The organism is Sphingomonas canadensis (assembly GCF_026013525.1).
Classification (GTDB): Bacteria; Pseudomonadota; Alphaproteobacteria; order Sphingomonadales; family Sphingomonadaceae; genus Sphingomonas; species Sphingomonas canadensis.
On sequence record NZ_JAPDRA010000004.1, the window covers coordinates 110,096 to 127,517 of the forward strand.

The 17,422-nt window shown below is 69.4% G+C and carries 19 protein-coding genes; 13 read left to right on the top strand and 6 right to left on the bottom strand.

Annotated features, from left to right (window positions below; translation table 11 throughout):
- Positions 1-138 precede the first annotated feature (138 nt).
- From OM513_RS10140 to queA, 7 genes are all read left to right on the top strand, one after another.
- On the top strand, positions 139-1,770 hold the full coding sequence (locus OM513_RS10140; protein WP_264944074.1) for a GGDEF domain-containing protein: 1,632 nt from the start codon (positions 139-141) through the stop codon (positions 1,768-1,770).
- 77 nt (positions 1,771-1,847) lie between these two features.
- A complete protein-coding gene (locus OM513_RS10145; protein WP_264944075.1) occupies positions 1,848-3,536 on the top strand; it encodes an AMP-binding protein in 1,689 nt (562 codons plus the stop codon).
- A gap of 64 nt (positions 3,537-3,600) precedes the next feature.
- Positions 3,601-3,846 carry an exodeoxyribonuclease VII small subunit gene (locus OM513_RS10150; RefSeq protein WP_264944077.1) on the top strand — a complete coding sequence of 82 codons (246 nt, stop codon included), beginning with the start codon at positions 3,601-3,603 and terminating at the stop codon, positions 3,844-3,846.
- A 9-nt stretch (positions 3,847-3,855) separates the two neighbouring features.
- On the top strand, positions 3,856-4,755 hold the full coding sequence (locus tag OM513_RS10155) for a polyprenyl synthetase family protein (RefSeq protein WP_264944079.1): 900 nt from the start codon (positions 3,856-3,858) through the stop codon (positions 4,753-4,755).
- A gap of 64 nt (positions 4,756-4,819) precedes the next feature.
- On the top strand, positions 4,820-5,326 hold the full coding sequence (coaD, locus tag OM513_RS10160; protein ID WP_264944080.1) for a pantetheine-phosphate adenylyltransferase: 507 nt from the start codon (positions 4,820-4,822) through the stop codon (positions 5,324-5,326).
- Positions 5,327-5,432: 106 nt separating this feature from the next.
- Positions 5,433-6,140: a peptidylprolyl isomerase gene (locus tag OM513_RS10165; RefSeq protein WP_264944081.1), complete on the top strand. Its 708-nt coding sequence runs from the start codon at positions 5,433-5,435 to the stop codon at positions 6,138-6,140.
- A gap of 26 nt (positions 6,141-6,166) precedes the next feature.
- Positions 6,167-7,192 carry a tRNA preQ1(34) S-adenosylmethionine ribosyltransferase-isomerase QueA gene (gene queA, locus OM513_RS10170; protein ID WP_264944083.1) on the top strand — a complete coding sequence of 342 codons (1,026 nt, stop codon included), beginning with the start codon at positions 6,167-6,169 and terminating at the stop codon, positions 7,190-7,192.
- Between the two features lies 1 nt (position 7,193).
- On the opposite strand, the gene OM513_RS10175 is transcribed toward queA, so the two are convergent.
- Together OM513_RS10175 and OM513_RS10180 are read right to left on the bottom strand one after the other, a co-directional pair.
- Positions 7,194-7,838 carry a DUF2238 domain-containing protein gene (locus OM513_RS10175; protein ID WP_264944084.1) on the bottom strand — a complete coding sequence of 215 codons (645 nt, stop codon included), beginning with the start codon at positions 7,836-7,838 and terminating at the stop codon, positions 7,194-7,196.
- Between the two features lie 54 nt (positions 7,839-7,892).
- A complete protein-coding gene (locus OM513_RS10180) occupies positions 7,893-8,270 on the bottom strand; it encodes a TrbC/VirB2 family protein (RefSeq protein ID WP_264944085.1) in 378 nt (125 codons plus the stop codon).
- A gap of 278 nt (positions 8,271-8,548) precedes the next feature.
- Between OM513_RS10180 and OM513_RS10185 the strand changes: the two genes are divergently transcribed.
- The 3 genes from OM513_RS10185 to OM513_RS10195 are packed head-to-tail and all read left to right on the top strand — an operon-like array spanning position 8,549 to position 10,732.
- A complete protein-coding gene (locus OM513_RS10185; protein WP_264944087.1) occupies positions 8,549-9,100 on the top strand; it encodes an EF-hand domain-containing protein in 552 nt (183 codons plus the stop codon).
- A gap of 35 nt (positions 9,101-9,135) precedes the next feature.
- Complete coding sequence (locus tag OM513_RS10190) at positions 9,136-10,092, top strand: cation diffusion facilitator family transporter (RefSeq protein WP_264944088.1); 957 nt, start codon at positions 9,136-9,138, stop codon at positions 10,090-10,092.
- Positions 10,085-10,732 carry an HAD hydrolase-like protein gene (locus OM513_RS10195; RefSeq protein WP_264944089.1) on the top strand — a complete coding sequence of 216 codons (648 nt, stop codon included), beginning with the start codon at positions 10,085-10,087 and terminating at the stop codon, positions 10,730-10,732. The genes OM513_RS10190 and OM513_RS10195 overlap by 8 nt, the downstream gene beginning before the upstream one ends.
- 492 nt (positions 10,733-11,224) lie before the next feature.
- Here OM513_RS10195 and OM513_RS10200 read toward each other — a convergent pair whose 3' ends face one another.
- Positions 11,225-11,956, bottom strand: a complete 732-nt coding sequence (locus OM513_RS10200) for an NYN domain-containing protein (protein ID WP_264944090.1) — start codon at positions 11,954-11,956, stop codon at positions 11,225-11,227.
- A 43-nt stretch (positions 11,957-11,999) separates the two neighbouring features.
- Positions 12,000-12,314 carry a cupin domain-containing protein gene (locus OM513_RS10205; RefSeq protein ID WP_264944091.1) on the bottom strand — a complete coding sequence of 105 codons (315 nt, stop codon included), beginning with the start codon at positions 12,312-12,314 and terminating at the stop codon, positions 12,000-12,002.
- A gap of 93 nt (positions 12,315-12,407) precedes the next feature.
- Here OM513_RS10205 and tgt point away from each other — a divergent pair, with 93 nt between their 5' ends.
- The 3 genes from tgt to OM513_RS10220 all read left to right on the top strand — a co-directional run bounded on the left by tgt (position 12,408) and on the right by OM513_RS10220 (position 15,140).
- Complete coding sequence (tgt, locus tag OM513_RS10210; RefSeq protein WP_264944093.1) at positions 12,408-13,538, top strand: tRNA guanosine(34) transglycosylase Tgt; 1,131 nt, start codon at positions 12,408-12,410, stop codon at positions 13,536-13,538.
- 110 nt (positions 13,539-13,648) lie between these two features.
- On the top strand, positions 13,649-13,969 hold the full coding sequence (locus OM513_RS10215) for a hypothetical protein (RefSeq protein WP_264944095.1): 321 nt from the start codon (positions 13,649-13,651) through the stop codon (positions 13,967-13,969).
- Positions 13,970-14,120: 151 nt separating this feature from the next.
- A complete protein-coding gene (locus OM513_RS10220) occupies positions 14,121-15,140 on the top strand; it encodes a cell wall hydrolase (protein WP_264944096.1) in 1,020 nt (339 codons plus the stop codon).
- A gap of 69 nt (positions 15,141-15,209) precedes the next feature.
- On the opposite strand, the gene OM513_RS10225 is transcribed toward OM513_RS10220, so the two are convergent.
- Together OM513_RS10225 and recN are read right to left on the bottom strand one after the other, a co-directional pair.
- Positions 15,210-15,593, bottom strand: a complete 384-nt coding sequence (locus tag OM513_RS10225) for a hypothetical protein (protein ID WP_264944097.1) — start codon at positions 15,591-15,593, stop codon at positions 15,210-15,212.
- Between the two features lie 143 nt (positions 15,594-15,736).
- Entirely contained in the window at positions 15,737-17,398 is a 1,662-nt protein-coding gene (gene recN / locus OM513_RS10230) for a DNA repair protein RecN (RefSeq protein ID WP_264944098.1), read from the bottom strand.
- Between the last annotated feature and the right edge of the window lie 24 nt (positions 17,399-17,422).

Consider the following 17,422-nt stretch of genomic DNA (forward strand, 5'->3'; position numbering starts at 1 on the left):
CCGCGCCCCACCGGCCGCAACCCGCCGCGCACGGCTTTCTTTACGGCTTGTTGGTGATGTCCGGTTTAACCCTCTGCAATGTTTCCCGGGTGGTTTCCGCGGTTTGTCGCACTCGTCGCCGCATGGCTTGCCCTGATGATGCCGGGCGCGCCCGCGCTCGCCCAGGCGGGCGTCGCCGGCCATCCCGTAAGCGTCTGCGTGCTGCGCGACGATGGCGCGATGTCCGCCGCGCGGCTGATCCGCGAACCGGGCCGCTTCGATTGCGCCAGCACCCAGCATGCGCTGGGGCCGGGCGACTATTGGGCGCTCTCGGAGGAGATCGGCGAGCGTTCCACCCCCGAACGGCCGCTCAGCATCCGCTTCGCCAGCGTCTGGCAGAAATCCATCGCGCTCGACATCCTCTATGAAGACGGCCGGATCGTGCGCGTGCCGGCCGATCCGCGCGGCCTGACCCCCTATATCCAGCTCGGCGCGGTGGCGGAAATCCGCCTGCCCCCGGCGCAGGCGCGCGTGATGCGGCTGCTATGGCATGTGGAGGGTTCGGCGAACCTGCGCGGCATCCTGCTCGGCGCACGCATCTCCACCGCGGCGGAAAGCGTCGAGGCGAACCTGAAGATGGCCGCGATGTACGCCGCGTTCGGCGGGCTGGCGCTGGCGCTGATCATCTATAACCTCGCGCTATGGGGCGCGCTGCGTCACCGGTTCCAGCTCTGGTACTGCGCGATGACGGCGGGGCTCCTCGCCTATGCCTTCTCGTCGTCCGGCGCGCTGGCCTGGGTTTGGCCGGATATCGCGAACAACGATCGGATGCGGCTCAACTATCTGTGGCTGGGGCTGATGGGCGGCGCGGCGCTGATGTTCGCGCGCACCTTCTTCGAAGAGCGGGTGTACACCGGCCGGCTGGGCCGCGTGGCCGAGGGCGTGGCGGTGCTGATCGCGGCAGCCGGCATCCTGGTCTATCTCGCCGCGCCGGTCGCGATCCATGCGGCGGACCTGATCTTCACCTCGATCTTCGTCGGGCTCACCTGTGTGGTGGTGCCCACGCTGTGGCGGGCGTGGCGGCTGCGCAGCAACTATCTGTGGCTGTTCGCGATCGCCTGGGGCGCGCCGATCCTCACCGCGATCCTGCGCATGCTGGGCAATATCCACCTGCTGCCGTGGAACTTCTGGCTCGACAATTCGACGGTGCTGTCGATGTGCGCGGAGGCGGTGCTTTCCAGCCTGGCGATCGCCTATCGCATCAAGCTGCTGTCGAAGGAACGCGACGCGGCCATGCGCGGCGAGGAGGCCGCGCTGCGCCTGGCCGAGACCGATCCGCTCACCGGCCTGCTCAACCGCCGCGCCTTCCTGGAAAAGGCGATCGGGCGCCCCGGCGATCAGATGCTGCAGATCGCCGACCTGGACCATTTCAAGAGCGTCAACGAAACGCTGGGCCATGACGGCGGCGACGAGGTGCTGCGCGTGTTCGCCCGCGTGCTGCGCCAGGTGGCCCCGCCCGGCGCGCTGGTCGCGCGGATGGGCGGCGAGGAGTTCGCGATCCTCAGCGCCCGCGACGAAGCGGTCGAGCCGGAGATCGTGCTCGCCCGCCTGCGCGCCACGCGCATGCCCTTCGATCTTCAGATCACCACCAGCGTGGGCACCTGCTGCGGCCCGATCGGGACCGAGGTGGACTGGAAGGCGCTGTATCGCGGCGCCGATTCGGCGCTGTTCGAGGCGAAATCGGCCGGCCGCGATCGCGTCCGCAACGCGCCGGCCCGCGAAGCCGCCTGATTTCCAGCACGCGCCGGAGCGGCTATGCTGCGGCGAGCCCATTGCCTCCGCGACCCCCGTTGCTTACACCAATGTCAATGACAGAGCCCGAACAAGCCTGGCGCAACGCCTATCGCCATCCCGGCCCCTGGGATCAGGTCTTCGCGCCGGAAACCATGGCCGATCTGTTCCGCGCCAGCGCCGCCGCGCACCCCCAGGCGCCGCTTATCGACTTCATGGGTCGGCACTATAGCTATGCCGAGACGCTGGACGGCGCGAACCGCGTGGCGGCCGGCCTGGCGGGGCTGGGATATGGCAAGGGCGACCGCATCGGCCTGTTCCTGCCCAACGTGCCGCACTATGTCGCCGCCTATTACGGCGTCCTGATGCTGGGCGCGACGGTGGTGAACTTCTCGCCGCTCTACACGGTGGACGAGCTTTCGGCGCAGGTCGCCGATTCGGGCACGCGGCTGTTGTTCACCATCTCCGCCTCGTCGCTGCTGCCCACCGCGCTCCAGGTGCTGGAGAAGGCACATCTGGACCGGCTGGTGGTGGGATCGGTGGCGGGCGCGCTGCCGCCGGCCAAGTCGCTGTTCTACCGCCTGTTCCGCGGCAAGGAGGTGGCGGCCAAGCCCGATGATCCGCGCATCTCTGCCTTTTCCGCGCTGATCGCCAACAACGGCGTCTTCGCCGCGCCCGCGATCGACGCCGAACGCGATATCGCGCTGATCCAATATACCGGCGGCACCACCGGCACGCCCAAGGGCGCGATGCTCACCCACCAGAATCTGTCGGCCAACGCACGCCAGGTGGCGCTGTTGGACCCGGAGATGGGCCGCCGGACCGACCGCATCCTGGGCGTGCTGCCCTTCTTCCACGTTTTCGCCAATACCTGCGTGCTGAACCGCACCGTGGTGACCGGGGGCGAGATCGTGATGCTGCCGCGCTTCAACGCCAAGCAGGCGATCGCAGAGCTGCGCCGCACCCGCCCGCGCTCGCTGCCCGGCGTGCCGACGATGTTTCAGGCGCTGCTCGACGCGCCGGGGATGAAGACGGAGGATTTCTCCAGCCTGCGCTTCTGCATCTCCGGCGGCGCGCCGCTGCCCGAGCAGATCAAGACCGTGTTCGAAAAGGTCACCGGCGCCCGCGTGATCGAAGGGTACGGCCTGTCCGAAAGCTCCGGCGTCGTCTCCGCCAATCCCTATGAGGGGCTGAACAAGCCCGGCACGATCGGCCAGCCGATCGTCGGCACCCGCGTGAAGCTGGTGGACAAGGGCGATCCCTCCCTGCCCGCGCCCGATGGCGAGCCGGGCGAGCTGGTGATCGCCGGGCCGCAGGTGATGCAGGGCTATTGGAACCGGCCGGAAGCCGACGCCGCCGTGTTCGTCACCGACGCGGAGGGCACGCGCTGGCTGCGCACCGGCGACGTCGCAACGATCGACGACGACGGCTATATCTGCATCGTCGACCGGCTGAAGGACATGATCGCGGTCGGCGGGTTCAAGGTGTTCCCCAGCCAGATCGAGGACGTGCTCTACCGGCATCCCGCGGTGAAGGAGGCGCTCGTCCTCGGCCTGCCCGATGCCTATCATGGCGAGCTTCCCCACGCCTATGTCACGCTCAACGCGGGCGAGACGATCGAGGGGCCGGAGCTTTGCACCTGGCTCAACGCGCGGCTTGGCAAGCATGAGCGCGTGGCCGAGGTGGTGGTGCGCGACAACCTGCCCAAGACGATGATCGGCAAGCTGAGCCGCAAGGATCTGCTCAAGGAAGTCCAGCCTTCCTGACCGGCTCCGCCGCCGCCCCGGATAGGCGGTTGCAACCCCCGGATCGCTGCCGCATAGCGGCGCCATGGCCGAGGACAGCGACGTCGCGCAGCTTTCGTTCGAGGAAGCGCTAAAGGAGCTTGAGAATATCGTCGCGCGGCTGGAGCGCGGCGACGCCGCGTTGCAGGAGGCGATCGACCTCTATGAACGCGGCGACCTTCTGCGCCGCCAGTGCCAGCGGCGGCTGGACGCCGCCCAATCGCGAATCGAGGCGATCCGCGTCGACGCCGATGGGCGTGCGGCGGGCACCACGCCCTTCGCCGCGGGCTGACCGGCGGCGATGGGGGAAGCCAGCCTCGCTCTCCAGGCCGCGCTGCGGCAGGTGGCGGTCGAGATCGACCGCCAGTTCGATCTGCTGCTGCCCGTTCCGCAGGATCCCCGCGCCGACCTGTACCGTGCGATGCGCCACGCCGCGATCGGCGGCGGCAAGCGGCTGCGCCCGCTGCTGGTGATGGCCACCGCCCAGATCTTCGGCGTCGATCGCGCCTGCGCCGCGCGCGTGGGAACGGCGGTGGAGTGCATCCACGTCTATTCGCTGATCCATGACGATCTGCCCGCGATGGACGACGACGACATCCGCCGCGGCAAGCCCACCGTCCACCGCGCGTTCGGAGAGGCCGCCGCGATCCTGGCGGGCGATTGCCTCCACGCGCTCGCTTTCGAGGTGCTGGCGGCGGAAGCGACGCACCCCGATCCCTTTGTGCGGATCGAGCTTTCGGGCGCGCTGGCGCATGCCGCCGGCCCGGCCGGCATGGCGGGCGGCCAGATGATGGATCTGGAGGCGGAGAAGGCCAGTTTCGATCTTCCCACGGTCACCCGGCTCCAGGCGATGAAGACCGGCGCGCTGATCGCCTGCGCGGTGGAAAGCGGCGCGATCCTGGGCCGCATCCCGCCGGAGGGGCGCACGGGGCTGCGCGGCTATGCGCGCGACCTGGGCCTGGCCTTCCAGATCGCCGACGACATCCTCGACGCGGAGGGCGACGAGGAAGCCGCCGGCAAGAAGCTGCGCAAGGACGCGGGGCGCGGCAAGGAGACCTTCCTCTCGCTGCTCGGCCTCGATCGCGCGCGCGAACAGGCGCGGCTGCTGGTCCGCCAGGCGGTGGAGCATCTCCACGCCTTCGGCAGCGAGGCCGATCTGCTGCGCGACATCGCCCGCTACGTCATGGAACGCGATCGTTGACGCGCGCCGCACCTCCTCCCCGGGGAAGCACCGCAACCGTCCCGCGACCACGAGGAACCGCGCAATGACCACCCGTATCGGCGTCTATCCCGGCACTTTCGATCCGATCACGCTGGGCCATATGGACATCATCCGCCGCGGCGCGAAGCTGGTGGACCGGCTGGTGATCGGCGTCACCACCAATCCGTCCAAGAACCCGATGTTCACCGTCGAGGAGCGCGTGGCGATGGTGGAGCGCGAAACCGCAGGCATCCCCGGCGACATCAAGGTGGTGACCTTCAACTCGCTGCTGATGGATTTCGCCGAGCGCGAGGGCGCCAGCATGATCGTGCGCGGGCTGCGCGCCGTCGCCGATTTCGAATATGAATATCAGATGGCGGGCATGAACCAGCAGCTCAACCACCGGATCGAGACGGTGTTCCTGATGGCCGATGTCTCGCTCCAGCCGATCGCGAGCCGGCTGGTGAAGGAGATCGCGCTGTTCGGCGGGGCGATCCGCAAGTTCGTGCCCCCCGCGGTGGAAATCGACGTCGCCGCGCGCGTGGCCGAAATCGGACGAAAGGGCGATTGAACCCCGGCCGGACGCCCTTTGCGCGCCGCCGCGATTGTTCTAGTGTTCCGGCCACAGCGGGGCAGACCATGGCCCCGGCACCGCTTCCGCTATCCCGAGGAGTTCGATGCGTTTCGTAGCAGCCCTGGCCGCCCTGGCCGCCCTGTTTTCCGCCGCGCCCGCTTCGGCGCAGAAGGAACAGCCGAAGCCCGAACCCTTCCGCGCCGATGCCGTCGCCGCCGATCGCACCAGCGATCCCGCGTCGACCGTGCCGAACGACGATCCGGAGAATGTGTGGGTGCTCGATCTTTCGTCGGGCGGCCGCGTTCTCGTCCGGCTGCGGCCCGATGTCGCGCCCAAGCATGTCGAGCGCATCAAGACGCTGACGCGCAGCCATTTCTATGACGGGATCAAGTTCCACCGCGTGATCGACGAGCCCGAATCGATGGCCCAGGGCGGCGATCCCAAGGGCGACGGCACCGGCGGATCGGACCTGCCGGACCTGCCTTCGGAGTTCAGCACGCTGCCGCATGTGCGCGGCACCGTCTCCGCCGCGCGCACCCGCGATCCCAACAGCGCGAACAGCCAGTTCTTCATCATGCTGGGGCCGAAGCTGGCGTTCGACCAGAACTATACCGTGTTCGGCCGCGTGATCTCCGGCATGCAGTGGGTCGACAAGATCGCCCGCGGCGAGCCGCCCGCGAACCCCACCCGGATCATCCACGCCTATATCGCGGCGGACAATCCCCCGCCTTATGCGCCCGAAGCGCCCAAGACGGTGCTGCCGCCGGGCGAGAAGGAGATCACGCTGCCGCCGGGGCCGTCCGGCTCCTAAGGGCGGGTGCGGGCACAGGCGCGCCGGTGGACGTCGCCCTCTTCGATTTCGAGCTGCCGCCCGAACGGATCGCGCTGAGGCCCGCCAGCCCGCGCGATTCGGCGCGCATGCTCGTGCTGGACGGCGCCGCGACGCGCGATCTGCACGTCCGCGATCTGCCCGCCCAGCTCCGGCGCGGCGATTGCCTGGTGTTCAACGACACGCGCGTGATCCCGGCACAGCTCCAGGGCATGCGCGGCGATGCGCGGATCGGCGCCACGCTCCACAAGCGCGAAGGGCCACGCCGCTGGCGCGCCTTCATCCGCAACGCCAAGCGGCTGCGCGAGGGCGATGCGATAGACTTCGGCGCGGGCGTCTCCGCCGTCGCCGCCGATCGCGCCGAGGACGGCAGCTTCGCGCTCGACTTCGCGGGCGACGAGCCGGTCGAGCTGCTGCTCGAACGCTGCGGCCGGGTGCCGCTGCCGCCCTATATCGCCTCGAAGCGCGCGATCGACGCCCGCGACGCCGAGGATTACCAGACGATGTTCGCCGCCGAGCCCGGCGCCGTCGCCGCCCCCACCGCCGCGCTCCACTTCACCCCCGCGCTGATCGCCGCGCTGGCCGATGCCGGCGTGGCGCACGAGACGCTGACGCTGCATGTCGGCGCCGGCACCTTCCTGCCGGTGAAGGCGGAGGATACAGACGCGCATCGCATGCACGCCGAATGGGGCCGCATCGACACCGCCACCGCAGACCGGCTGAACGCCGTGCGCGCAGCGGGCGGCCGCGTGATCGCGGTGGGCACCACCAGCCTGCGCCTGCTCGAAAGCGCCGCCGGGAAAGACGGCCGGATCCGCGCGTTCGCGGGCGACACCGCGATCTTCATCACCCCCGGCTACCGCTTTCGCGGCATCGATGGCCTGATCACCAACTTCCACCTCCCCCGATCGACGCTGTTCATGCTGGTATCGGCACTGATGGGACTGGACCGGATGAAAGCGGCCTACGCCCACGCCATCGCGGAGGGCTATCGTTTCTACTCTTACGGGGATGCCTCGCTGCTGCTGCCATAGGTCATCCGCCGGGCGGAGGCCTGCGGCCAAGCCATGAGGCGGCGATGGCGGCGCCGGCCATCGCGGCCGCCATGTCCTTCTGCGGGTCCCATGGATCGCCCTGCTGGCCGTTGTAGCTGTCCGCCATTTCCGGCGCGAGGCTGAGCGTCAGCAGCCATTCAGAAACCTCGTACAGCGCGCCCGCCGTGCCGACGAACAGCAGCCCGGCCCACACACCCGCCCGCCACGGAATCGCCGCGGACCGCCGGACCACCTCCGCGAACGGGCGTACCCACAACAGGCCGAAGGCGAGGTGAACCAGCCGGTCATATCCGTTGCGGCCCAGGCCCAGCGCGCCGCTGATCGTGTGCCCGGTCAGCGCATCCGCCCAGGCGTCATAGGGCACGTTCGAATAGGTGTAGCGGCCGCCCAGCGTGTGCATCAGCCAGAACAGCAACAGCCCGCCCACCGCCGCATTGGACAATGGCCAGCGCGTCAGCAGAGCGGGCGCGGCCAGGATCAGCGCCATGGTCGGCAGATGCTGGAGCGGCGCGATCTCCGGATAGGGCTGGTCGATGTTCGCCGCCGCCACCGCGAGCGCAAGGACCAGCAACGCCGCAAGCTGCGGCGGCGGCAAGGCCCGCCAGCTATTCAGATATCCCCCCATGCGCGTCTGATGGCAGCAAACGGCCCGGAAAGGAAGGAAACCCCGGCGCGCCGCTCAGCCGCTCGGCACGGAGGCGCCGGCATAAGGGTCATAGCCCTTGGGCTGGCCGGGCGGATCGGGCGGGATCACGATCGCCGATCCGGCCGGTTCGCCGGCCGCCGCCGGCACCTGCGCCGCCCCGGTCACCCCCTGCCGCGCCGCGCCCAGGATGCCCGCAGCGATTCCAGGCGCGCCGAACAGCACGAAACAGCCGGTCACCACGGTCAGGCCGCGACGGAACGCGATCCTGCCGCTCAGCATCAGGAATCCGGTGAAGGCGACAGCCAGCGTAGCCACGGTGAGCGCGATCGTACCCATCAGCGTCTGCTGCAGCCACAGCATCGCCGCGGTCAATACGTCGGCCCCCGCCGGATCTGCCAGCGACAGTTCCATGCCGCTAAACCTATCATATCGCGCAAGGATATTTCTACACGCCACTACATTTTATTGCGCGCTTTCGTAATTTTCGCTGGAATGTATTTCATAACCTTCGAAATAATATTGAATTGTCGAAGGAATAATAAGGAAACGACTTTCCACGCGCCTACGCCCGCCCCAGCGCCGGGCGGGCGGGCCGCCACGCCCTCGCCGCAAAGTCGCGCTTCTAGGGATGGCCGGGCGGCACGCGCCGCCACGGCGCGATTCGTGCGCCATTATTGCGAGGTACAGGGTTGAAGCGTCTCCACCTCCTCATCGGCCTGCCCGCTGCCCTGGCCGCCGCGGCGCCCGCACTGGCGCAGGAGGCCGCCCCGCCCGCCAAGGAAGGCCGGCAACAGGGTCCGCAACAGCCGTTGGCGACGATCATCGTCGAGCCGGTGGCGATGATGATCGCCGCGTTCGATGCCGATGGCGATACCCGCGTCACCCGCGCCGAGTTCGACGCCGGGCTGCGCGCCAGCTTCGACGCCTTCGATGCCGGCGGGCGCGGCAGCATCGGCTATATCGGCTTTTCGGATTGGGCGCTGCGCTACCTGGGCGATCGCAACGCCCTGCCCGGCCCGTTCGAGATCGACACCGACGGCGACAACCGCATCACCTTCGCCGAGCTTGCGGACCGGTTCGCGGCCTATTTCACCCGGTTCGACACGGACAAGGACGGCGCCATCGTCCGCGCGGAACTGGTGACGCTGCGCGGCCCCGGAATCGGCGCACGGCCGGAAGGCGGCAAGGAGCGGCGCGGCGGCGGCGATCGCCCGCGGCGCGAATTGCAGCCGACGCGCTAGCATTCCATGCCGCACCGCAGCTAAAGGTCAGCCCGATGGGCGCCAATCACGATCACCACGCACCAGCCGATTTCGGCCGCGCCTTCGCGCTGGGCACCGCGCTGAACCTGGGATTCGTCGCGGTGGAGGGCGCGGCGGGGCTGTGGTTCGATTCGGTCGCGCTGCTGGCCGATGCCGGGCACAACCTGTCGGACGTGCTGGGGCTGCTGATCGCCTGGGGCGGGGCCGAGCTGGCCAAGCGCCCGGCATCGAAGCGCTTCACCTATGGGCTGAAGGGGTCGTCGATCCTCGCCGCGCTGGCCAACGCGCTGCTGCTGCTGGTGGCGGTGGGCGCGATCACGCTGGAGGCGGTGCAGCGGCTGGGCAGCCCGCCGCAGGTGGAAGGCCGGATGGTGATGGTGGTGGCCGCGCTGGGCATCGCGGTCAACCTGGGCACGGCGCTGCTCTTCGCCAGCGGCCGCAAGGGCGACGTCAACATCCGCGGCGCCTTCCTCCACATGGCCGCGGACGCCGCGGTATCGGCCGGCGTGGTGATCGCGGGCGCGCTGATCCTCTTCACCGGCAGCGGCGTGATCGATCCCGTGGTCAGCCTGCTGATCGTGGCGGTGATCCTGTGGAGCACGTGGGGCCTGCTGCGCGAATCGCTGGTGCTGGCGCTGGCCGCGGTTCCGCCGCGCATCGATCCGGAGGCGGTGGAACGCACGCTGCACGCGCTGCCGGGCGTCACCCATGTCCATGATCTCCACATCTGGCCGATGAGCACCACCGAGGCCGCGCTGACCGCGCATCTGGTGATCCCCGCGGGTCATCCGGGCGACGATTTCCTGGTCGCGCTCCAGCACCGGCTATCGGACGAATTCGGGATCGACCATTGCACCGTACAGATCGAGCTGGGAGACGGCCCCGAATGCCGCATGTATGCGGACGGACATGCCCATGGACATCCGCACGAACATGATCACGGCCATGAACACGGGCACGCCCATGACTAGCGCGCCCCCGATCCGCCTGGTGATCTTCGATTTCGACGGCACGCTGTCCGACAGCGGCGACTGGTTCCTGTCGGTGGTGGACCAGCTCGCCCAGCGTTTCCGCTTCCGCACCGTCCAGCCCGGCGAGGTCGAATCGCTGCGCCACAAGAGCTCGCGCGAGGTGATCGAGCATCTCGGCATCTCGCGGTGGAAGCTGCCGCTGATCGCGCGCCACGTGCGCAAGCTGGTCGGCCGCCACGCGCACCAGATCGAGCTGTTCCCCGGCACGCCGGACCTGCTCCAGCGGTTGATGGGCACCGGCGTGAAGATCGCGCTCGTCACCTCCAATTCGGAGAGCAACGCGCGCGCGATCCTGGGGCCGGAGAATGCGGCGCGGATCGATTTCTATGCCTGCGGCTCCTCGCTGTTCGGCAAGGCGCCCAAGTTCCGCCGCGTGCTGCGCAAGCTCTCGGTCTCTCCGGCGGAGACGCTGGCAGTAGGCGACGAGACCCGCGACGTGGACGCCGCGCGCGAGGTGGGAATGCGCTGCGGATCGGTACTCTGGGGCTATGCCAGCGAAGCCGTCCTCGCCAAGCACCGCCCCGACGTGATGTTCCGCGCGCCGGATGAAATACTGGCGTTCGTGAAGGCGCACCGGTGATCGCGCATCAGAACGGTTTCCGCAGCATTTCCTAGTAGTGTCGCAGCGTAAACTAAGCCCGGCTCACCGTCCCGCCAGCCGCCTCATGTGCTATGTTTGGTGGAAAGCATGGAGGAGAGAGTTGGCGAAGTGGGCTTGGAGGATCGTCGGCTATGACAGCGCGAGGCAAATTTTCGCGCGCGATGCGCCCGGTAATCTATCGGAGTTGGAAGTTCGTACCATCCTGCAACGCCTCGCGTGTCGCCACCTAAGCGATGACGAAATCGTCTTATCCTCTCTCCGGAGGGAGAAGGGTAAGCGTCCTATGGACCACCTCGATCTCGCGCGGACTAATGGGATTCGCGGTGGCTGGATGACCCGAGGAAATCCCTATTACGTAGCGACATTGAGAGATTTGACCAATTCCTAAGCCCCCCTTGGAGAGAAGCATGCCGCCGACGCGATTGGACTCGTCGTGACGCTCGGCAAGAGGCGAGCGGAGAACATGACACCCTATCGCACGCGCTTGACGTAGATCGCGCCGTCGCGCTTCTCGGTGGTGAAGTTCGACAGCGAGGCGATCAGATCGCCCAGCCGCGCGAAGCCATAGTTGCGCGCATCGAACGAGGATCGCGCGCTGGCCCGCTGGCCGACTTCGGAGAGGCTGGCGAAGCCGCGCTCGTCGCGCTTCGACGCGCGCACCGCCTGGCCCAGTATCTCCACCAGCGCGGCATCGACCGGGGGCGCCTTGGCGGCCTTGTCCGTCTCGCCCGGCCCGGCCGCCTCCGCGGCCTCCGCCGCCTCCTTCACCGCGCTCACGTCGATGAAGCGCGTGCAGGCCTGGCGGAAGCTCTCGGGCGTCTTGGCGGTGCCGAAGCCGTAGACGGGCAGGCCTTCCTGGCGGATGCGCATCGCCAGCGGCATGAAATCGCTGTCGCTCGACATGATGCCAAAGCCCTGGATGTGCCCGCGCATCAGCAGGTCCATCGCGTCGATGGTCATCTTCATGTCGGTGGCGCTCTTGCCCTTGGTCACGTCGAACTGCTGCTGCGGGTCCAGCGCGCGGCTGTGCGTCATCGTCGCCCAGCCCTTCAGCGCGGTCTTGGCCCAGTTGCCGTAGACGCGGCGGATATTCACCGTGCCCAGCTCCGCCAGCACGGTGAGCGCGGTATCCAGCGTGTCGGGCGACGCATTGTCCGCGTCGATCAGAAGGGCGATGTTCGCCTCGGGATTGCCGTTTGCCATGGGCGTGTATCGCAAGCGGCGGACCCGGCGGCAATCTCTCCCCTCAATCGAGGTGGAGCGCCAGCCACACGGTCGGCGCGTCGGGCGCGGTGTGCGTCACCCAATGCGGCGTGCCCGCGGGGATCAGCAGATGATCGCCCGGCGCCAGCGCGATCTCCGCCCCTTCCCCGATCCTCAGCCCCGCCGATCCGGCGAGCAGCAGCACCCATTCGTCCCAGCCCTGCACCATCGGCGCGTCCGGCGGGGTCGCCTGGCCCAGCGAAACGATCCGCTCCACGCGCACGCCGGGCCGCGTCAGGACCTCGGTGAACGCCTCGCCCATCCGGGCATCGGGCAACGGGGAGAGCAGGCTGGGCATGGCTGCGGATTAGCCGATCGGCGCGCGCCGCGGCAATCGGGGCCGCTTCCCCCGGATTTGCCTTCCCCGCCGGTACGCGGCATTGCCGCCGCCATGTCTGTGCGCTTCCAGTTCACCATCCATGCCACCGACGGCAAGGCGCGCCTGGGCACCATCGCCATGCGCCGCGGCGATATCCGCACGCCCGCCTTCATGCCCGTGGGCACCGCCGCCACCGTGAAGGCGATGAAGCCGCAGGACGTGCGCGCGGCGGGCGCGGACATCATCCTGGGCAACACCTATCACCTGATGCTGCGCCCGGGCGCCGAGCGCGTCCACCGGCTGGGCGGGCTGCACGGCTTCATGGGGTGGGACCGCCCGATCCTGACCGACAGCGGCGGATATCAGGTGATGAGCCTTTCCGAGCTGACCAAGCGCAGCGAGGAAGGCATCGTCTTCAAATCGCACCTCGATGGCAGCCGCCACATGCTCAGCCCCGAACGTTCGATGGAGATCCAGCGGCTGCTCGGCTCCAACATCGTCATGGCGTTCGACGAGCTGGTGCCCACCACCTCCACGCGCGAGGTGCAGGCGGCGGCGATGGAGCGTTCGATGCGCTGGGCACGCCGCAGCCGCGACGGCTTCGACGCGGGCGGCGAACATGCGGAGGCCAACGCGATCTTCGGCATCCAGCAGGGCGCGCTGGACGAAGGGCTGCGCAAGGCGTCGGCCGATGCGCTGCTCGATATCGGGTTCGACGGCTACGCCATCGGCGGCCTTGCCGTGGGCGAGGGGCAGGAGGCGATGTTCGGCGTGCTCGATTACGCGCCCGGCCAGCTCGATCCCGCGCGCCCGCGCTACCTGATGGGCGTGGGCAAGCCAGACGACATCGTCGGCGCGGTGGAGCGCGGCATCGATATGTTCGATTGCGTGCTGCCCACGCGCAGCGGCCGCACCGGCCAGGCCTTCACCCGCAACGGCCCGATCAACATCCGCAACGCGAAATTCGCCGAGGACCAGGGGCCGCTCGATCCCGCCTGCGGCTGCCCGGTGTGCGGCCAGTGGAGCCGCGCCTATCTCCACCACCTCGTCCGCGCGGGCGAGATCCTGGGCGCGATGCTGATGACCGAGCATAACATCTGGTTCTACCAGCAATTGATGGCGGACCTGCGCACGGCGATCGGCGAGGGGCGGCTGCGCGATTTCGCCAATGATTTCCGCGCCGCCTATTACGGGCGCGAATAGCCGGCCAGCGCGCAGGCGGCCCCATTCCGCGCCCACACGCATGGGGGATTCACCCCGGCGCCGTCTTGCCCTATTCCCCGGTGCGGAAATCCAAGGGGGGCCTTGCGCCAATGCTGTTCGTCCTGCGCCTGCTCGCGATCCTCACCGGCGGATTCACCGCCTGGAGGGTGCTAGACGGATCGATGACCGCGTCGATCTTCAAGGTGCCCGATCTGGTGCTGGGCGTGGTGCTGGTGGTCGCCGCGCTGCTGCCGCGCGCACAGGCGCCCACCGCGCTGCTCGCCGCCAGCGCCTATTCGCTCGGCGTGTTCTCGGTCGCGCTGGCGCAGTACATGGTGCCGGGGCGGCCGGTGGACCCGCTGCTGCTGGCGGGCATGGCGGTGAACCTGGCGACGATCTTCCTGCTGATGCCGCGGCCGGGCAGCCATTGACCCGCGGGCCGATTCCCTAAAATTACCTTAACCATCAAGTGTTTCGCCCCGGCACAACGGAAATTGCGGGGGCGAAAAGCGCGCGCGAATCGCCTATCTGGAACGCTGCGGGAGGCCCATCCGGGGCGCCCGGGCGAAAGGACGCGGGCGCTTGTTCTGGCGGCGGTTCACACGGATGCAGGCGCATGGGCTGGCGGCGGCGGCGATCGCCTCGCTGATCGGCGCGGGCTTCTCCGCCCAGGCGCTGGGGCCGCGCACCGCCACGCCCGCCCCGGCCGCACCCGCGCCCGCCCAGCCCAGCTATGAGACCGACGATCACTTCCCCGGCGCCGCGCAATATCTGGCGCTGGACGATGCCGATGCGTTCGCCGCGGGGATGACCGGGCTGGTCGACCTGCCCGAAGGCGCCGCCCCGGCGGACCTGGGCGCGGATGCGTCGATCGTCCCGGCCCAGCCCTTCCGCTTCGCGGGCAGCGGCGCCGATCGCGCCCGCGCGCTCCAATGCCTCACCACCGCCATCTATTATGAGGCGGGGACCGAGCCGCTCGACGGCCAGCGCGCGGTGGCGCAGGTGATCCTGAACCGCGTGCGCCATCCCGCCTTCCCCGCCACCGTTTGCGGCGTGGTGTTCCAGGGATCGGAAAAGCCCGGATGCCAGTTCAGCTTCGCCTGCGACGGGGCGATGGCGCGGCGGCCGATGCGCGAATATTGGCAGCGCGCCGAACGGGTGGCGCAGGCCGCGCTGGACGGCGGCGTGTTCGGCCCGGTGGGGCTGGCGACCTTCTATCACACCTATGCGGTCACGCCGAAATGGAACCGGGCCATGGTGATGACCGGCACCTTCGGCGCACATTTTTTCCATCGCTGGAAGGGCGGATGGGGAACCGCCGCCGCCTTCACCCAGCCCTATCGCGGCCGCGAACCCGCGCCGGGGCCGCATGCCCCGCTGGCGCCGGAAAAGGCCGAGGCCGCCGCGCTGTCCGCTCCCGCCGCGGCGCCGCCCGCGGCCGCCCCCGCCAAACCGGCCAAGGCCCCGGAAACGCCGCGTGCGCAGATCCAGCCCGCCTATGCCGACAGCGGCCGCCCCGTCGGCGGCTATGCCGCGCCCGCGGACGATCCCGATTCGCAGATCCTCGATAAATGGAAGGATTCGGGCAAGCCAATCCGCTGAAGGCCGCGCAAAAGGGAACGGGCTCCGCCCAAAGGCGGAACCCGTCCTTCATTCCCCACCCCGAATCGCTTAGCGGCGGTGGCCGCGATGGTCGCGATCGGTCTTCTGCACGCGGATCTTGCGCTCCAGCGCGTCGAAGCGGCGGTCCAGGTCGCGGCGCTCAGCCATCGTCAGGCCAGGGCGCGACGCACGGTAGCGGGCCTCGAGCTTGGCGATCGCGCGGAACTCGGCGCGCAGGCTGGTCGCCTCGCGGCGGGTGAGCGCGCCGGAGCGGATGCCCTGGGCGATCTTCGCCTCGATCCGCGACTGGCGGGCGTTGATGTTCTGCCACGGGCCGCCCTGGAAATAGTCGGCGCCATAGGCCGGGCCATGCGCGGGCGCCGCGATCGCGGTGGCCGGAATGCTGGTGGCGGCAACGGCTGCGGTCGCGGCCAGGATGATGAACTTCTTCATTTCGACACTCCTCTTACAAAACAGGACCGTCCCTGCGGTCGAAGGCCTTTATCGGGACTTCATGTCGCGAACTTGTGACGGGGATAACGCTTTTGTGTCGCATTCTGTCGCAACCGCGGAAGCTTCGTTCAGGTTCGGCGCGTTCAGGCCGGTTCCAGCAGCCGTTCCGCCTGGGCGCGCGCCTCGTCGGTGATCTCCGCGCCGGAAAGCATGCGCGCGATCTCCTCGCGCCGTTCGCCCGGATCGAGCGCGTGGACCCCGGTGCGCGTCACGATGCCGTCGTGGCTCTTGGCGATCAGCAGGTGCCGGGCGCCGCGCGCCGCCACCTGGGGGCTGTGGGTCACCACCAGCACCTGGGTGCGCGCCGCCAGCCGGGCCAGCCGGTCGCCGATCGCGCTGGCCACCGCGCCGCCCACGCCGCGATCGATCTCGTCAAAGATCATCGTGCGCGCGCCGCCTTCCTCCGCCAGCGCCACCTTCATCGCCAGGATAAAGCGCGAAAGCTCGCCGCCCGACGCGATCTTCATCAGCGGGGCGAAGGGCGCGCCGGGATTGGTCGAAATCTCGAACTCCACGCGGTCGCGGCCGGCGGCGCCCCAACCCTCCTCGCCCAGTTCCTGGACGACGGTGCGGAAGCGCGCGGCATCCAGCTTGAGCGGGGCCAGCTCGGCCGCCACCGCCTGGTCCAGCCGCGCCGCCGCCTCGCCGCGCAGCGCGGACAGCGCCTCGGCCGCCGCGGCATAGTCGCGCCGCGCGGCCGCCACCGCCTGCTCCAGCCGCGCGATCGACGCCTCGCCGCCCTCCACGCGCTCCAGCCGTTCCGCGAGTTCTTCGGTGAGCGCGGCCAGATCGTCGGGCTGGACGCGGTGCTTGCGCGCCAGCCCGCGCAGCTCGAACAGCCGCGCCTCGTCCGCCTCCAGCGCGGCGGGATCGAAGGCGAGCGCTTCGGCGGCGCGGTCCACGCCGTCCTGCGCCTGCCCGGCCTCGTCGATCGCGCGGTCCACCGCCGCCAGCGCATCGGCCAGCGCGGGATGCGCCTCCGCGATCCGGTCCAGGATGCGCGCCGCCTGCCGCAGCCGGGCGAGCCCGCCGTCCGATCCGTCGAGCAGCTCCGCCACCGCCTGCAGCTCGCCGGCCACCTTCTCGCCGCGCTGCATCGCCGCGCGGCGTTCGGCCAGCCGCTCCTCCTCGCCCGGTTCCGGCGCCAGCGCGCGCAGCTCGGCCACGGCATGTTCCAGCCATTCGCGGTCGCGCTCGGCCTCCGCCTGTGCGGCGCGGGCGGCGGCAAGCGCGTCCACCGCCTCGCGCCAGCCGCGATGCGCGGCGGCGACCGCGCCGGTATCGGCACGCGCGAAGGCATCCAGCAGCGCACGATGGCCGCGCGGGTTCAGCAGGCCTCGATCGTCATGCTGCCCGTGAATCTCGACCAGGAAGGCGCCCAGTTCGCGCAACAGGCCGGCGGACACCGGCTGATCGTTGACGAAGGCGCGGCTGCCCCCGTCCTTCTTCACCAGCCGCCGGACGATCACCGGCTCGGCCGCGTCGAAATCCAGCCCGTTCTCGGCCATCAGCGCGGCGATGCCGCCGTGTGCGCCGGGTTCGAAGCTGGCGGTCACCACCGCCTGGGCCGCGCCCTGCCGCACCAGCCCCGAATCGCTGCGCGCGCCCAGCGCCAGCCCCAGCGCGTCGAGCAGGATCGATTTGCCCGCCCCCGTCTCGCCGGTGAGCACGCCCAGGCCATGGCCGAACTCAAGGTCCAGCGCCTCGATCAGCACGACGTCGCGGATGGATAGCGCGGTCAGCATGCCCGCACTCTAATACAGGAACGA